Consider the following 15087-nt stretch of genomic DNA (forward strand, 5'->3'; position numbering starts at 1 on the left):
ATGGAAACACTGAATTTTCTGGCGACCGGTTTTGCGGTCGCCCTGGCACCGATGAACCTGATGCTCGTGCTGGTGGGCTGTTTCATGGGTACCCTGATCGGTTCCCTGCCGGGCATCGGTCCTATCAATGGTGTCGCGATCCTGTTGCCATTGGCCTACGCCATGGGATTTCCACCGGAGTCCGCACTCATCCTGCTGGCCGGTGTTTACTACGGCGCGGAATACGGTGGCCGGATCTCCAGCATTCTGCTGAATGTCCCCGGTGATGCCGGTGCCATCATGACAACCCTTGACGGCTATCCAATGTCCAAGCGCGGTGAAGGCGGGCGGGCACTGGCGTTGTCAGCGGTGTCATCTTTTGCCGGCAGTATGGGCGCGCTGCTGATGATGGTTGCATCGGCGCCGCTGCTCAGCCAGTTCGCAATACAGTTCGGCCCGACCGAATATGTCTGGCTGATGGTGTTTGCCTTTACCTGTCTGGCGACGATGGTCGGCAGCCGCCCGGTGAAAACCATGGTGGGGGTCATGATCGGCCTGCTGCTGGCCACTGTGGGGGTTGATTCGGGTACCGGTGTGCTCCGGTTTACCCTGGGCATTCCCAACTTCTTCGATGGCGTGGATTTTCTGGTGGTGGTGATCGGTCTCTTTGCCATCAGTGAAGTGCTGGCCCTGCTGGAGCAGTGGGCGCGCAAGGACCTCGTCATTACCCCGGTGGGTAAGAGCTTTGTCAGCCTTGCCGATCTGCTGGCCGTCAAATGGGTGGTACTGCGCTCTACGGTTATTGGCTTTCTGATTGGCGTATTGCCAGGCACAGGCGCGTCGATTGCCAGTGCGGTGGCCTATGGCACCGAAAAACGCATCGCCGAAGGTGACGATGACCAGTTTGGCAAGGGTGACATCCGTGGCCTGGCCGCGCCGGAAGCGGCCAATAACGCTTCGGCTGCCGGTTCCATGGTGCCAATGCTGACCCTGGGCATTCCTGGCAGTGGTACGACCGCGATTCTGCTGGGTGCCTTGATGATGTTCAATATCACGCCCGGGCCACTGCTGTTTGAACAGCAGCCACAGATCGCCTGGGGGCTTATTGCGTCGATGTTCATTGGCAATATTGCACTGCTGGTGATGAACTTGCCGATGATCGGGCTCTTTGTGCGCCTGCTGTCGATTCGCCAGGCGTACCTGGTGCCGGTAATTGTCATGCTGACCTTTGTGGGCATCTATTCGATTCACGGTGACAGTTTCGACCTGTTCTTTATGGTGTTGCTCGGCGTGTTTGGCTTCCTGTTGCGCAAGCTGCATTTCTCCCTGGCCCCGGTCATCCTGGGCCTGGTGCTGGGCGAAGTGCTGGAGGAAAACCTGCGTCGGGCACTGTCGATCAGTGGCGGCGACTGGGGGATCCTGTTCAACGGTCCCATGGCGTATACCCTGGCGGTTGCTACGGCCGCTGCGCTGCTGGCACCGAGCCTGTGGCGCTGGTATAAAAAATCCGCAAAGAATGGAGTGAAACCTGGGGCATCGCTGGCCGACAGCGGGGACTGATGCTTACGGCTTTTGTGCCCTGCGTCTGACAGGCGGGCGGGTAGCGTTCGACTTTGGCCCTGTGCCGGAACCTTCGGGTTCTGGCACGGGGCTGAAATGTTTCTGGGACGCCTGTCAGGAGGCTGGAAACTTGAACCACGATTAATGCTTCAGTCTGTATCCCTGTTCAATTTTGGCTGTGGGTTATCAAAATGGTGAATAATATTTGTCACGGTTTTTGATGCCCTCAGGCCATTTTTGCTCTGCGCGTGTACTGCGTCTGGAGGTTGCCCATGCGCATCAGGTTTCAGTCCATCATTGTGAGGCTGGAACAGCCTATGCCCCTTGTCTCGGCACACCATTACTTGGCCGTTTGTCCCAGTCTAACGGTTCCTGATCTGTAAGACCTGCTGGTGCCCGCCAGGCGGTGCTGAGGGCTATTTCGCGGGAACGGGGACGTCGCTTTTTGCCACGTCCTGGTTCTGCATTTTGATGTCAGCGCGCGCGCTGTCTTCGGGGGTGGGGTGCAGCCTGCGTTCACCGTTATCCTCGCCGTGCCTTAAATCGAGGCGGCTGAGCAGCGCGAAGTGATCGGAGCCCTTGAGGCACAGGCGTTGCAGCTCGAGCACCCGAAAGTGATGGCTGTGAAAAATATGATCCAGCGGCCAGCGGATAAACCAGTGTTCGGCGTGGAAGGTATTGAACATGCCGCGGCCGATACGCGGGTCGCGCAGGCCACTGATCTTGCGGAACAGGCGGGTGGTGGAGGACCAGGCTACATCGTTGAGATCGCCGGTGACCACCACCGGCAGGGTGTTGTCAGCCACGCTTCTGGCCACGGCCAGCAGTTCGGCATCGCGCTCGGCCGAGGCTTCATTTTCGGTCGGGCTCGGCGGTGCCGGGTGCAGGAAATGGGCCCGGACCCGGGCGCCATTGGGCAGCAGGATCTGGGTGTGCATCGAGGGGACGTCGGGCTCCACCAGGTATTCGATGGTACTTTCCTGCAGTGGCAGACGCGAGTACACATGCATGCCATACAGGTTATCCAGTGGGCACCGGATACTGTGGGGGTAGTCCGCTGCCAGTGTGTCCAGCTGCTGTTGCCACCAGTTATCGGATTCCAGCGTCACCAGAATATCGGGCTTGTGTTGGTTGACGAGGTCTATCAGGCAGTCGGCATGGCGGTTACTGGCCAGGACATTGGACGTGAGAATGCTCAGGGGCTGCATTGCGGTGTCGGGCGTCGAGGCTTTTACCTCGACAGCATGCAGCCTGCTGTAGGGGAAGACCCACCAGGCGTGATAGGCAAGGCAGGCCAGGTTCAGGGTGATCAGTGCCAGGCTCTGCGGGCGGGAAAGGTCGAGCAGCCAGACGGCAAGCAGCAGCGTGCCCAGGATCAGGCTGATCAGTTGCACGCGGGGAAAATCCAGCCCGCGAACCCACCAGGCTTCGTGGTTCCACAGGGGCAGCAGGGTCAGCAGTGCGATGAACAGGCTGGCCAGCAGAAAAAGCGTCAGTGTCATGGACAGATTCACCGGGTGTAGCCCCGTGCAACCGGGGCGCTGACAGGAGCGTTGCCGTGACTGGCAGCGCTGAGGTCAGAATAAAGGGCTTTGCGACTGAAACCAATGCCTGGTCGCGCTGCCTGCCCGTAAGGCGGCAAGCCGCTACTGTTGTCATGCTATTGGTAAATAATATTTCCATGCTCATTAGTTATCATTATGATTGTTGTTCGCCCGTGTGCCTTGTTGGCAGCGGCTTGGCGGACTGACCGGGGACACTGATGAAAAACCTGCCGACGGATTTGCTGCGTACCTTTGTGACCATCAATGACCTGGGCGGTTTTACCCAGGCGGGGGAGGTGCTGGGGCGGTCGCAGCCTGCGGTCAGCCTGCAGGTCAAGCGGCTCGAGGAGCTGGTGGCGGTGCAGCTGTTCAATCGTGCCCAGGGGCTGCGCCTGACCGAAGAGGGGCAGATGCTCTATGGTTATGCCCGCAAGATTCTGGACCTGAACGATACTGCGGTATCACGGTTGATGACACCGGCGGTGAGCGGCTCGGTGCGCCTGGGAATTCCCAATGATTTTGAGGTGTCTTTTCTGCCCATGACGCTGTCGAAATTCTCCCGCGCCTATCCCAACGTAATGCTGGATGTCAGCAGCGATCTGAGTGTGAACCTGCGGCGGGACTATCTGCGCGGCGCCTACGATCTGGTGATGAGCATGGATGAGCATCCGTCGTCGCAGATACCCGCGGACGAGGCCATCGTCGAGCCGCTGGCCTGGGTCAGTAGCCCGGGTTTTCGGCTCGACGCCGCTGAACCGGTGCCCCTGGTGCTGTACCCCAAGGGGTGCGTCTATCGGCACCATGTGACGGAGGCGCTGAACGAGGCCGGGATTGCCTGGCGTATCCTCTACTGCACGTCGAGCCTGCTGGGGATTCAGTCGGCCATCGAGGCTGGACTTGGGGTCAGCGCACTGGCCAGCAATACGGTGCCGGGTGTGCTGCGGGCCGACAAGACGCTCGGGCACCTGCCGTCCCTGGGTGATGTGACCATCGGCTTCAATTATGACGCTACCAGCCTGTCGGCGGCCGCGGCGCGCCTGCTGGAGCATCTGCGCCAGGGGCTGCAGCAGTGCCAGCTGTACCTGCCACCCAAGCGTGTCTGATCAGGCCGGGGCTCAGGCGCGGTGCAGGTTCTCGGTATTGAGGTCGAACTCCAGGCCGCGGGCCAGGTGGTTGAGGGCGCGGGTCAGGTGCTCGGTGGACAGCTCGCGCGTTAAGCGTGCCTGAATACGGGCATGGAAGCCCTGCTCGCCCAGCAGGGGCGCGCCGACGCAGTGCTGGTTGTATTGCTCGATCAGGGCGCCGTGGCTTTCCAGGATCTGGCGGATCTCATGATCCAGCCCCAGCCGGAACTGGCCGCGCACGGCCAGAGATAGCTGCCGGCCCCCGGGTGCGGTGGGCTCTATACGCTGGCGTGTGATTATATGGAGTCCCCGGGTGCTGAAGATCTCCAGGCGTTGCCAGATCCAGCTGGCGTGTGTACCCGGCAGCTGCAGTTTCAAAAGGCCGCTGATGCGACCCTCCATGGCGGCCAGCTGGCGGTCCTGTATCAGGCCCTCGCCAAGCGCGATGGTTTCGCAGAACTGCTGCAACAGGTCGGGGCAGTCCGGTCCTGCCAGGGTAATCAGCCAGGTGCTATTCATGAGTGTTATTCCATCGGTCATGGAGACTGAAAATCGGCCAGGGCCCGACTCTTTCGAGCGGGCCCCGGAATTTTAGAAGCCTGGGTTAGTGGCTGTTTCAGCCATGGCTTGCCTGGCTCCGGGGTTGCCCCTGGGGCTCTTGGCGGGGGAGCCCGGTTGACTGGGTTCTGGGCGATCTTGAGAGCGTCAGCTGGCTGACGGCAACGTACATGAAGCTCGATACCGCGCAGCCGATCAGCGGCCCTTCAACCCAGCCCAGATCCGTCAACAGCAGGCAGCCGCCACTGGTGACAAGCCCCGAGAACATGGCCGCCAGGGCGCCGTAGCTGTTGCCGCGCCATATGGACGAAATAAATACCGGCCCGATCATGACCGCCAGCAGGGTGCCGGTGCCCAGGATACCCAGCCAGGACAGCATGAACGGCGGTGCATACAGCATCATTAACAGGCCGGTCAGGCCCAGCAGTGCCACGGCGCTGCGGTTGATCCACAGGACTCTTTCGCTGGAGGCGCCGCTGTTGGGAAAGAGCGCCAGGCGCAGGTCGTGGGAGGCGGCCGACGAGATGGTGTGCAGCAGGGAGTTGGCGGTGGATTTCATCGCGAAGAGGATAAACAGCGTAATGGTGCCACCCAGTACCGGATGCAGGTAGTGGCTCAGGTAGTAGGGCATCGCCTGATCGGCATCGGCCAGTTCCGGGTGCTTGGCGCGCACATAGAGGCCGACGATGGGCACCAGGCTCAGCAGGCAGCCCAGCGGCGCCACCCAGATGGCGACCTGGTGGAACTTGACGCCGGGCTTGAGCGCGAGAAAGCGCACCGCCATATACGGCAGTACCGCGGTGAACAGGAAGGCGTAGGGCAGTACCAGGAATACCGAACTTTTTTCTTCGCCATAGGGCTGCGCGGTGACGGGGTTGAGCAGGGCCGGGTCCAGGGCGTCAAGGCGGGCGAACAGCTCGGCAGGGCTCAGGTCGGTAAACATCTGCAGCATCATGACAACGGCGCCGACGGCCATGCCGCAAACCATCAGGGTGTCGGTCCAGGCCACGGCGGCGAGCCCGCCCAGCATGGTGTAGAGAATAATGACGCCGATCATCATGGCAGCGCTGTTGCCAAGATCGATACCAAGCCAGGAGGCACCGAGCAGACCCACCGCCTTGATCTGGCTGGTGAGGAAGACCAGCAGCAGGACGATGGAGATCAGTGCCGCCACAGCCTGAACGAGGCGGGATAGAGGCCCGCTGCCGTGCAGCTGTGCAATGTATTGCGGGATGGTGCAGCTGCCCAGGCTGTCGGCCTGTTTGCGCAGAAAGCTGGCAAAGTACAGCACGGCGATCACCATGGCCGGGGCGAAAAAGAAGTTGCCGAGGATTTCGATGGCGCCGAACTCGAAGGCGACACCGGGCGACCCCATAAAGCCCCAACCGCTAAAACCGGTGGCGACGATGGTGCCGGCACCCACAAAGGGGCCCAAAGAGCGGCCTGCTACCAGAAACCCCGATGCATCGTCGCTCTTGACGGTGCGGCTGGAGGCATAGCCGATGTAAATCAGTACAGCGAAGGAGCCCAGTAGCAGGCCCCAGTTCAACCAGTTATAACTGTCCATGTCGGTCTCCCTTTGTTATTGCTTTACCGCAGCGGATGGGTGGGCTTTGAGTTCGCGCCAGGCGTAGGAACCTGCGGTGAGCGTCAGCAGTGCGGCGTTAAGAACAAGAAACCAGTCGAGCGTCCAGGCATTGCTTAGCATGGGGTTACCTCTGCTTGCGGGAGTCGGGCTCGCCGCAGATTATTTTTATAGTTGCAAATTGTGGTTGTGGGGCTGTTGCCGTCCTGCCTGGGGCAGGGCGTCGGGATGGGCGTTGAAGGTGGGGCCCGAAGGCCCCGGGGTGCGCGCCCCGTGGGGTAGGACGCGCGCCCTGCACTTTAGCCCCTGATGATGTTGTGCTCGGGGCCGAAGGGGAAACGGGTGATGTTTTCGGCGCTGCTGTCGCCCACCACCAGGATGTCGTGTTCACGGTAACCGCCGGCACCGGCGCGGCCTTCGGGGATCATCAGCATCGGTTCGATGGAGACCACCATGCCGGGCTCGAGTACCGTATCGATGTCTTCACGCAGCTCCAGGCCGGCTTCGCGGCCGTAGTAGTGGCTCAGGGTGCCGAAGGAGTGGCCGTAACCGAAGGTGCGGTACTGCAGCACGTCGTGTTCGGCGAAGATCTCGTTCAGTTCGGCGGCGATATCGCAGCAGCGGGCACCGGGTTTCACCAGCTCCAGGCCGCGACGGTGCACCTTGCAGTTGATCTCCCACAGCTCCAGGTGGCGGTCGGAGGCATGCTCGGCGAACAGGGTGCGTTCCAGCGCCGTGTAGTAGCCGGCGATCATCGGAAAGGTGTTGAGGCTGAGGATATCGCCCGCCTCGACCTTGCGTGAGGTTACCGGGTTATGGGCGCCATCGGTGTTGATACCGGACTGGAACCAGACCCAGGTGTCCATCAGCTCGCCATCGGGGAAGGTGCCGGCGATTTCGCGCACCATGGCCTGGGTGCCGGCCAGGGCAATTTCGTACTCGGGCACGCCCACGGCGATGGCATCGCGGATGGCGGCGCCACCCACATCGGCTACCCGGGCACCCTGCTTGATCAGGGCGATTTCCTCGGCGGACTTGATCATGCGCATCTGCATGGTGGGCACGCCGATATCCACGAACTGGGCGTTGGGCAGGGCGGTTTTCAGCTTGTCGAGCACCTGCAGCGAGGCGTGGTCGAACTCGATGCCGACCTTGCCGCCATCCTTGATCAGCTGCCGGGTGGCGTAGAAGAAGTTGTCTTTCTGCCAGTCGGTGTAGATGACGTTGTCGCCCAGCTGGTTGCGGCGATACGGCTGGCCACCGTCGATATTGGCGGTGATGGTGGTGTAGTTGTCCTGGGTGATGACCAGGCCGTAGTCGCGGCCAAAGCGGCAGTAGACGAAATCGCTGTAGTAGTTGATGTTGTGGTAGGAGGTAAAGAGCACCGCCTGAACATCGTTTTCCGCCATGTAGCGGCGCAGCTTGTCGAGTCGCGACTGCAGTTCAGCCTTGCTGAACGTCGGGCGTACCTTGTCGCCGTTGGGCAGCTGAAGCGTCTGAGGCATGGTTAGCATGGTTTTGCTCCTGATTATTCTTGTCCAGTTAGGGCCACACGACGTCTGGATTCGACTGAACAGGCCCGCAGCGCTGTGCCCGGGATGTTTCGTTGGCTTGAACTGATCCTATCCCTGACTTGGGTATATTAAAAATCAATAGTTAAAATGTAAGTATTTGTAATGTAAATGATGGCGTCGGGCCCAGAGAAACGGGCCGACAGGCCTGACACCTCGGCTGTATTCTGGTAGCCAGGGCGGGCGAGTTGCAGTGGCGCCCCGCCGGAGGTACAGGGCACGGCTGGCAGAAAAAAGCAGGCAATGTTCGAAGCTGTGCCTGGGGTTGCAGCTGTGGCGCCGGGGACAAGGGAGAGGCTATGGGGCTGATAACAGTGCCGGTGCCGGTCGGGATACCCAGCAGCGATTGCGGCGCAAGGGGTGTTTACTCCTGCAGCTTGTCGATCTGCCGGTCGAGCTTTTCGAGGATGCGCATCAGGTCGCGATACTCGCTGCTGTCCAGCGCGCTGATCAGGCGACTTTCCCAGTCCAGGGCCTGGGGAGCGAGCTCCTGGTACAGGGCAAGGCCTTCGGGGGAAAGTGACAGGTAGGTCGCCCGGTTGTCCTGGGGATCTTTGCGCTTGACCAGGTAGCCGCGCTCATCGAGCTGCTTCACGCCGCGGGAGACCTTGGATTTGTCCATCTGGGTGATCCGTCCCAGGTCCCGTGAGTTGAGGGACTGATCCTCTGCCAGGCGGGCAAGAATGCGCCATTCGGGAATGCTGACACCGTAGGCGTCGCTGCCGTAGATACGGGACAGGTCTTCGCTCATGCGCCTGGCCAGGTTGACCATGCGGTAGGGAATAAACTGGTTCAGTATCAGTGACTTTGGCGTTGAATCAGTCGGCTCTGACATGGCGGGCTCCGCGGGAGTGTTGGCAGCGGTGGATTCTTGCATGCTATGGCGGTGCTGCAAAGGCTGATGTCCTGATCGCCGCGCCTGTTCGCGATGCTCTGTGTCAGAGCGTCGAGTCGGGCTGGTTTTCCGGTCGTGCCGCATCGAAGGCGGGCAGGCGGTTGCAGGCCTCCCAGATCGACTGGATCTTCGGGTAGGCCGCCATGTCGAGCTTGAACCGCAGGGCATTGTACACCTGGGGAATCAGGTACAGGTCTGCCAGCGTAACCTCGGCGCCGTTGCAATAGGGCGCGGCTTTTAGCTGGGATTCCAGCACATCAAAGCCTTCGCGAATCCAGTGCAGGTACCAGGCGGTCTTGTCATCATCGCTGACCTGCAGCGTGCCCTTGAGGTATTTCAGTACCCGCAGGTTGTCGACCGGGTGAATGTCACAGGCAATCAGGCTGGCCCAGGCGCGCACCTGTGCAGCGGCGACGGGATCGGCCGGCAGCAGTGGCGTCTGCGGGTAGGCTGTTTCGAGGTATTCCAGGATGGCCGTTGACTGGGTCAGCAGTTCGCCGCTGTCCAGTTTCAGCGCCGGCAGCAGGCCCTGGGGGTTGAGCGCCAGATAGTGGTCGCCGCGCTGCTCACCGGTGAGCAGGTTCACCGTTGTCAGTCGATGTTCAATCCCCTTGAGGTTGAGGGCGATCCGCACGCGGTAGGCGGCGGAGGAGCGGAAGTAGGTAAAGAGTTCCATTGGGGTTCCTGTCGCTGTAATCCGGATATGCCAAACCCCGGTGCCGCTTTCGGCACCAGGGTTTGGGAGTCAGCTTGGTGCAGGCATCAGGCCCGGGCGGGCAGCACGGTACCCACCACTTCGCCAAAGCCGATGCGAGCAGCACCTTGTTTGGCACAGAACCCGCGCATCACCACGGCGTCGCCATCTTCCAGGAAGGTGCGGGTTTCGCCGTTGGGCAGGCTGATGGCCTGCTTGCCGCCGTGGCTCAGTTCCAGCAGGGAACCGGCTTCGGCCGCTTCGGGGCCGGACTGGGTACCGGAGCCCAGCAGGTCGCCGGGCTGCAGGTTGCAGCCATTGACGGTGTGGTGCGCCACCATCTGGGCGATGGTCCAGTAGGAATGCTTGAAGCTGGAAGTGGACAGGCGCGTCGGGGCCTGGCCGGCGGCGCGCATCTGTTCAGTCTGCAGCAGGCATTCAAGCTGGATGTCCAGTGCGCCCTCGGCGCTGTTGGCAGGCGAGCTCAGGTACGGCAGCGGCTGCGGGTCGGCGGCATCGCGCGAGAAGGCTTCGCGGTACGGGGCCAGCGCTTCCAGGGTGACAAGCCAGGGGGAAATGGTCGAGGCGAAGTTTTTCGCCAGGAAAGGCCCCAGTGGCTGGTATTCCCAGGCCTGGATATCCCGTGCCGACCAGTCATTGAACAGGCAGATACCGAACACATGATCCTCGGCCTGGTCGATGCTCACCGGTTCCCCCAGGGCATTGCCGCTACCCATGAAAATGCCGATCTCCAGTTCGTAGTCCAGTCGTTTGCAGGGGCCAAAGCTCGGTTCGGTCGCATCCGGTGCCTTGGTCTGTCCCTTGGGGCGGTGGAAGGTCTGCCCGGAAACATCGATGGAGGAGGCGCGGCCGTGGTAGCCGATCGGTACCCACTTGTAATTCGGCAGCAGCGGGTTGTCCGGGCGAAACAGCGAGCCGACGCTGGTGGCATGATGCACCGAGGTATAGAAGTCGGTGTAATCGCCAATGGTGCAGGGCAGGGCGTACTCGGCGTCGCTCTGGGCAACCAGGCACTGCTGCAGCTCGGCCTGGGCGCTGGAACCGGTACGCAGGGCGCGGGACAGCGCCAGGCGCAGCGCCGACCAGGCCGTTTTGCCCATGCCCATAAAACGGTTAAGCGTGGGTTCTGTTGCTGCCTGCAGCGCATCGCCAGCCAGGCCGTCGAACAGGCCGGTTGTGTGGGCCGCGGCCAGGTCCAGAATCTGGTCGCCGATGGCGACGCCGCCACGCAGGGCTTCAGTGGAGCCCTGGCGGCGGAAGCTGCCAAAGGGCAGGTTCTGAATCGGGAAATCGGTATCGCCACTGTTGGCGGATGTGACCCAGCTGGTGAGTGTGCTGTCGTGGGTTTCGTTCAGTGTTGTCATGGGTCAGCCTTTATTTGTCGCCGTTAAAGTATTTTTTCAGTCCGCTCCAGCAGTCCACATAGTTGTGCTGACGGGCGTCGGATTCCAGGGCATGCCGGGTGGGTGCAATCACGTAGCGCGACTCGAACATGAACGCCAGGGTGTCTTTGTACTGTTCGGGCTTGAGGTCGGCCGCGCTGGCTTTCTCAAACACGGCGGCTTCGGGCCCATGGGGCGTCATGCAGTTGTGCAGGCTCATGCCACCGGGCTCAAAGCCTTTTTCCTTGGCATCATAGACGCCTTCGATCAGGCCCATGAACTCGCTCATGATGTTGCGGTGATACCAGGGGGGTCTGAAGGTGTTTTCGGCCACCATCCAGCGCGGCGGGAAGATCACAAAGTCGACATTGGCCACGCCGGCGCTTTCGCTCGGGGAGGTCAGCACCGTGAAGATGGACGGGTCCGGATGGTCGAAACTGACGGTATTGATGACGTTAAAGCGCGCCAGGTCGTACTTGTAGGGCGCCGAGGTGCCGACCCAGGCCACCACATCCAGCGGGGAGTGGTCTACAGGCGCACGGTACAGGTTGCCGCAGAACTTGGTCACGACCTCGTAGTCGCCGTCCTGGTCTTCGAACCAGGCCACCGGGTACTGGAAATCCCGGTCATTGGCATAGCCGTTGGCCCCAACCGGGCCGCGTTCCGGCAAGTGCAAAGCGGCGCCGTAGTTCTCGCAGATATAACCGCGTACCGGGCCTTCCGGCAGTTCAATACGGAACTTGATGCCACGGGGGATGACCAGGATCTCGCCGGGTTTTACGTGCAGGATGCCCAGTTCGGTGTAGGCCAGAAGTGCACCTTGCTGGGGTACGAACAGCATTTCGCCGTCGGCGTTGTAAAACACCCGTTGGCCCATGCCGGTATTGGCACGGTAAACGTGGATGCCAATGCCGACCTGGCTGCGGGCATCGCCATTGGCTGCCACGGTAATCATGCCATCGATAAAGTCGGTCGGAACCTGCGGCATCGGCAGTGCATCCCAGCGCAGCACATTGGGCGGGCAATCCGCTTCGGTGATGGGGGCGGTACGGATGAGGCCCTTGTCCATCGGCGTGAAGTCACCCATGGCAATGGACGGGCGGATGCGGTAGGTCCAGGTGCGCCTGTTGCTGTGCCGCGGCGCCGTGAAAGCGGTGGTGCTGAACTGCTCGGTGTAGAGCTGGTATTCACAGCGCTGGGGATTGAACTGGCCCCGGGGCAGGGCGCCAGGCAGGGCTTCGGTCTCGTGCTCGTTGCCAAAACCGTTGAGGTATTTGAGTTCGCTCGGATTAGTCATTCTTGGGTCCGTTGCACCTTGTCATTGTGGGGGCGTCGCGCGGCCTTATGTGCCGGGCCAGATCCTGGCGCCTGATTCCGGTGGCTCGTCAGAGTGCCGAATGCGACCGGATCCTTGTTGTGCTTGCTATATATTCTCAAGTGAGATCAAATCTACGCCTTGCAATGGTATTTTTCAAGGAATTTTGCCTATTAATTGTGCTAAATGGCTGTTTGGTTTGTTTTATTATCGGTATTTTGTATCAAGTGAGATCTTTGATAGGGTGTTTTTGGCTTCGATCTGGGTCGTTTTCAGCAGGAAATCGAGGTGTTTGGGGTTATTGTTTGACCAGTGAGGGGGTGGGCTTCTTTACTGTAGGGACTTGAACCCCGATATCGAGGCTGCCAATGGAATCCGGCCTGCATATTGCGCATCTCGTGGCCGGTATCATCGCCTTGTTGCTGATCGCCACGCTGACCCTGGCGCTGACCGAACGGTTGCGCTTTCCCTTTACCGTGGCCCTGGTGCTGGTGGGTATGGCGCTGGCGCAGCTGGGAGGGACCTACCCCGAGGCATTGGGGCCGCTGCAAGGGCTAGAGATCTCGTCGGGCCTGATTCTGTATGTATTCCTGCCAACGCTGGTGTTCGAATCGGCTTTTCATCTGGATGCGCGCCAGCTGCGACGTGATATCGCGCCTGTACTGATGCTGGCGGTCCCCGGCCTGCTGGTCTCCACCTTCATTATCGGTGCGGTGATGGCGCTGGCGACCCCCATTCCCTTTGTCGCCGCCCTGTTGCTGGGGGCCATTCTCAGTGCCACGGACCCGGTGGCGGTCATCTCGCTGTTCAAGCGGCTGGGGGCGCCGCGGCGGCTGACCGTGTTGGTTGAAGGCGAGAGCCTGTTCAACGATGCCACCTCGATCGTGCTGGCCAGGGTGCTGGTGGGGATTCTGCTGGCCGGTGTCGTCTCGACCGAGTCCGTACTTGGTGGCGTGTTCGATTTTGTCCTGGTCTTTGTTGGCGGGCTGGTCGTGGGCTGGCTCATGGCACTGCTAACCGGCTACCTGCTGACCCTGGTCGAGGGGCTGCACGCGATCGAGATCACGCTGACCACAACGTTGGCCTATGCGTCCTTTCTGGTGGCCGAGGAGCTGCTGCATGTCAGCGGCGTGATGGCCACGGTAGCGGCCGCGCTGACGTTCAGCGGCTGGGGCTGGATACGGGTCTCACCGGCAGTGCGGGCGTACCTGGAGCATTTTTGGGAATATATGGCCTTTATCGCCACGGCACTCATCTTCCTGATGGTGGGTTTGAAGGTCGAGCTGTCGTCTCTGCTCGATTCACTGCCGTTACTGATCTGGCTTATTGCGGGCATGTTGCTGTCCCGCCTGGTGGTGGTGTTTGGCCTGATGCCGCTGGTGGAGCGGATGCCCGGCGCCCTGCCGGTCGGGCGGGGGTACAAGGCGGTTATTTACTGGGGCGGCCTGCGCGGCGCCATCGCGCTGGCGATCGTGCTCAGCCTGCCGACGTTCGAGTACAGCGCTGTCTTTACCACCCTGGTAATGGGGGCCGTGCTCTTCACTCTGCTGGTGCCAGGACTCAGCATCAACCGCCTGGTACATGCCCTGGCGCTCGATCGGCCGTCGCTGGCGGATCGCTTCGCCCGGGTCGAAGGCACGCTGCTCGCCAAGCGTCGAGCGCAGAGCCGGATTCCGGAGCTGATGGCGGGCGGGCTCTTCTCCGGGTCTATTGCCCAGCGGCTGCAGCTTGCATCGGATCGTGAAATGCTCAGCATTCGTGAGGAGCTGGCGCAGCTGCGCCGGGCCGAACTCAATGCCAACGAGGAGCGCAGGCTGCTGTTTTTGAGGGGCTTCGCCGAAGAGCAGGCGCTCTTTATCGATATGTTCAACAAGGGTCACCTGAGTGAACGTTCTTATCTGCGGCTGCGTCAGCAGGTTGCCCTGAACCTGGATACGGTGCGTTTTCAGGATACCCTGGACAACATCGCGTTCAGCGAGCGCCGGCGCTCCATGCTGGACAGGTACCGGCTGCGGCTGCTGGGACAGTTTGGTGCGCTGGCCGGGCAGGTCGAACGACTGCGCATCCGCCAGGTGGCGATGGACTACGAAATGGCCTGGGGACGTTACCAGAGTTGCGGCCGGGTGCTTGAGCGCTTTGATGAGCTGGTCGAAACCGAGTCCATATCGAGCCACACGGCGGCCGAGGTGCGTGAGCAGTACGTTGCCTGGCATGAGTCGGCGCGGTGCCAGCTTGACCAGATGGCCGAACAGTTCCCCGAATTCGTCGCGGATATGCAGGAACGCCTGGGACAGCGCCTGGTTCTGTTGGCCGAGGTCGAAGCGATCGACGAGCAGCAGGCTCTGGGCACGCTGCCCGCGGGCATCGCCGAGTCGCTCGAGCATGAGGCCTCACAGAGCCTGCGGGCGCTGCGTGGTCAGGAGGTCAAGCGGTTGCGGGTAGAGCCGTCGGAATTGCTGCGCAAGGTGCCCTTTCTGAAGGATATCCCGGCAACGGAATTCGCCGATCTGGCAACACGGATGCGGTCCCTGACGGTGGCGCAAGGGGATCGGATCATTACACAGGGCGAGACGGGCGATTCGCTCTATCTGATCGCCCGCGGTGTTGTCCGGGTGATTCGGGAGGGCGGTACGCAGGACCTTCAGCTCGCCACTTTGATGGCGGGGGATTTTTGCGGCGAAATGGCACTGTTGCACCGGGCGCCCCGCAGCGCCACGGTCAGGGCCGTAACGCCCTGCTCGCTGTACGAATTGCGCCGCGAGGATGTATTGCTGGCAATGGCTGAGTATCCGGTGATCCGCGAGGCGCTGGAGAAAGCGGCCCGGGACCGCAAGCCCACGCAAACCTGAGCGAGCAACC

At 61.4% G+C, this 15087-nt stretch carries 12 protein-coding genes; 3 read left to right on the forward strand and 9 right to left on the reverse strand.

All coding sequences use genetic code 11. The annotated features are described in order from the left end of the window. A complete protein-coding gene (locus KDW95_RS02885) occupies positions 1-1539 on the forward strand; it encodes a tripartite tricarboxylate transporter permease (RefSeq protein WP_255854755.1) in 1539 nt (512 codons plus the stop codon). Between the two features lie 416 nt (positions 1540-1955). Here the strand turns inward: KDW95_RS02885 and KDW95_RS02890 are convergent, their stop codons facing one another. Then, on the reverse strand, positions 1956-3041 hold the full coding sequence (locus KDW95_RS02890; RefSeq protein WP_255854756.1) for an endonuclease/exonuclease/phosphatase family protein: 1086 nt from the start codon (positions 3039-3041) through the stop codon (positions 1956-1958). Between the two features lie 260 nt (positions 3042-3301). Here KDW95_RS02890 and KDW95_RS02895 point away from each other — a divergent pair, with 260 nt between their 5' ends. Next, the gene (locus tag KDW95_RS02895) at positions 3302-4186 is read left to right on the forward strand and encodes a LysR substrate-binding domain-containing protein (RefSeq protein ID WP_255854757.1); all 885 of its coding nucleotides are present in this window, start codon (positions 3302-3304) and stop codon (positions 4184-4186) included. Positions 4187-4198: 12 nt separating this feature from the next. On the opposite strand, the gene KDW95_RS02900 is transcribed toward KDW95_RS02895, so the two are convergent. The 8 genes from KDW95_RS02900 to hmgA all read right to left on the reverse strand — a co-directional run bounded on the left by KDW95_RS02900 (position 4199) and on the right by hmgA (position 12210). Beyond that, positions 4199-4726, reverse strand: coding sequence for an ACT domain-containing protein (locus KDW95_RS02900; protein ID WP_255854758.1), 528 nt, complete (start codon positions 4724-4726; stop codon positions 4199-4201). A gap of 97 nt (positions 4727-4823) precedes the next feature. Continuing rightward, a complete protein-coding gene (locus KDW95_RS02905) occupies positions 4824-6332 on the reverse strand; it encodes a sodium:solute symporter family protein (protein ID WP_255854759.1) in 1509 nt (502 codons plus the stop codon). Between the two features lie 15 nt (positions 6333-6347). Then, the gene (locus KDW95_RS02910) at positions 6348-6473 is read right to left on the reverse strand and encodes a hypothetical protein (protein WP_255854760.1); all 126 of its coding nucleotides are present in this window, start codon (positions 6471-6473) and stop codon (positions 6348-6350) included. Positions 6474-6649: 176 nt separating this feature from the next. Further along, positions 6650-7864, reverse strand: a complete 1215-nt coding sequence (locus KDW95_RS02915; protein ID WP_255854761.1) for a M24 family metallopeptidase — start codon at positions 7862-7864, stop codon at positions 6650-6652. A gap of 421 nt (positions 7865-8285) precedes the next feature. Continuing rightward, positions 8286-8756, reverse strand: coding sequence for a MarR family winged helix-turn-helix transcriptional regulator (locus tag KDW95_RS02920; protein WP_255854762.1), 471 nt, complete (start codon positions 8754-8756; stop codon positions 8286-8288). 103 nt (positions 8757-8859) lie between these two features. Then, positions 8860-9492, reverse strand: coding sequence for a maleylacetoacetate isomerase (maiA, locus tag KDW95_RS02925; RefSeq protein ID WP_255854763.1), 633 nt, complete (start codon positions 9490-9492; stop codon positions 8860-8862). Positions 9493-9578: 86 nt separating this feature from the next. Then, the gene (fahA, locus tag KDW95_RS02930; protein ID WP_255854764.1) at positions 9579-10895 is read right to left on the reverse strand and encodes a fumarylacetoacetase; all 1317 of its coding nucleotides are present in this window, start codon (positions 10893-10895) and stop codon (positions 9579-9581) included. A gap of 10 nt (positions 10896-10905) precedes the next feature. Beyond that, positions 10906-12210, reverse strand: coding sequence for a homogentisate 1,2-dioxygenase (gene hmgA / locus KDW95_RS02935; protein ID WP_255854765.1), 1305 nt, complete (start codon positions 12208-12210; stop codon positions 10906-10908). 386 nt (positions 12211-12596) lie between these two features. On the opposite strand from hmgA, the gene KDW95_RS02940 reads away from it, so the two are divergent. Then, entirely contained in the window at positions 12597-15077 is a 2481-nt protein-coding gene (locus KDW95_RS02940) for a cation:proton antiporter (protein ID WP_255854766.1), read from the forward strand. The last annotated feature ends 10 nt before the right edge of the window (positions 15078-15087 follow it).

The sequence above is a fragment of the Marinobacterium rhizophilum genome, assembly GCF_024397915.1.
GTDB lineage: Bacteria > Pseudomonadota > Gammaproteobacteria > Pseudomonadales > Balneatricaceae > Marinobacterium_A > Marinobacterium_A rhizophilum_A.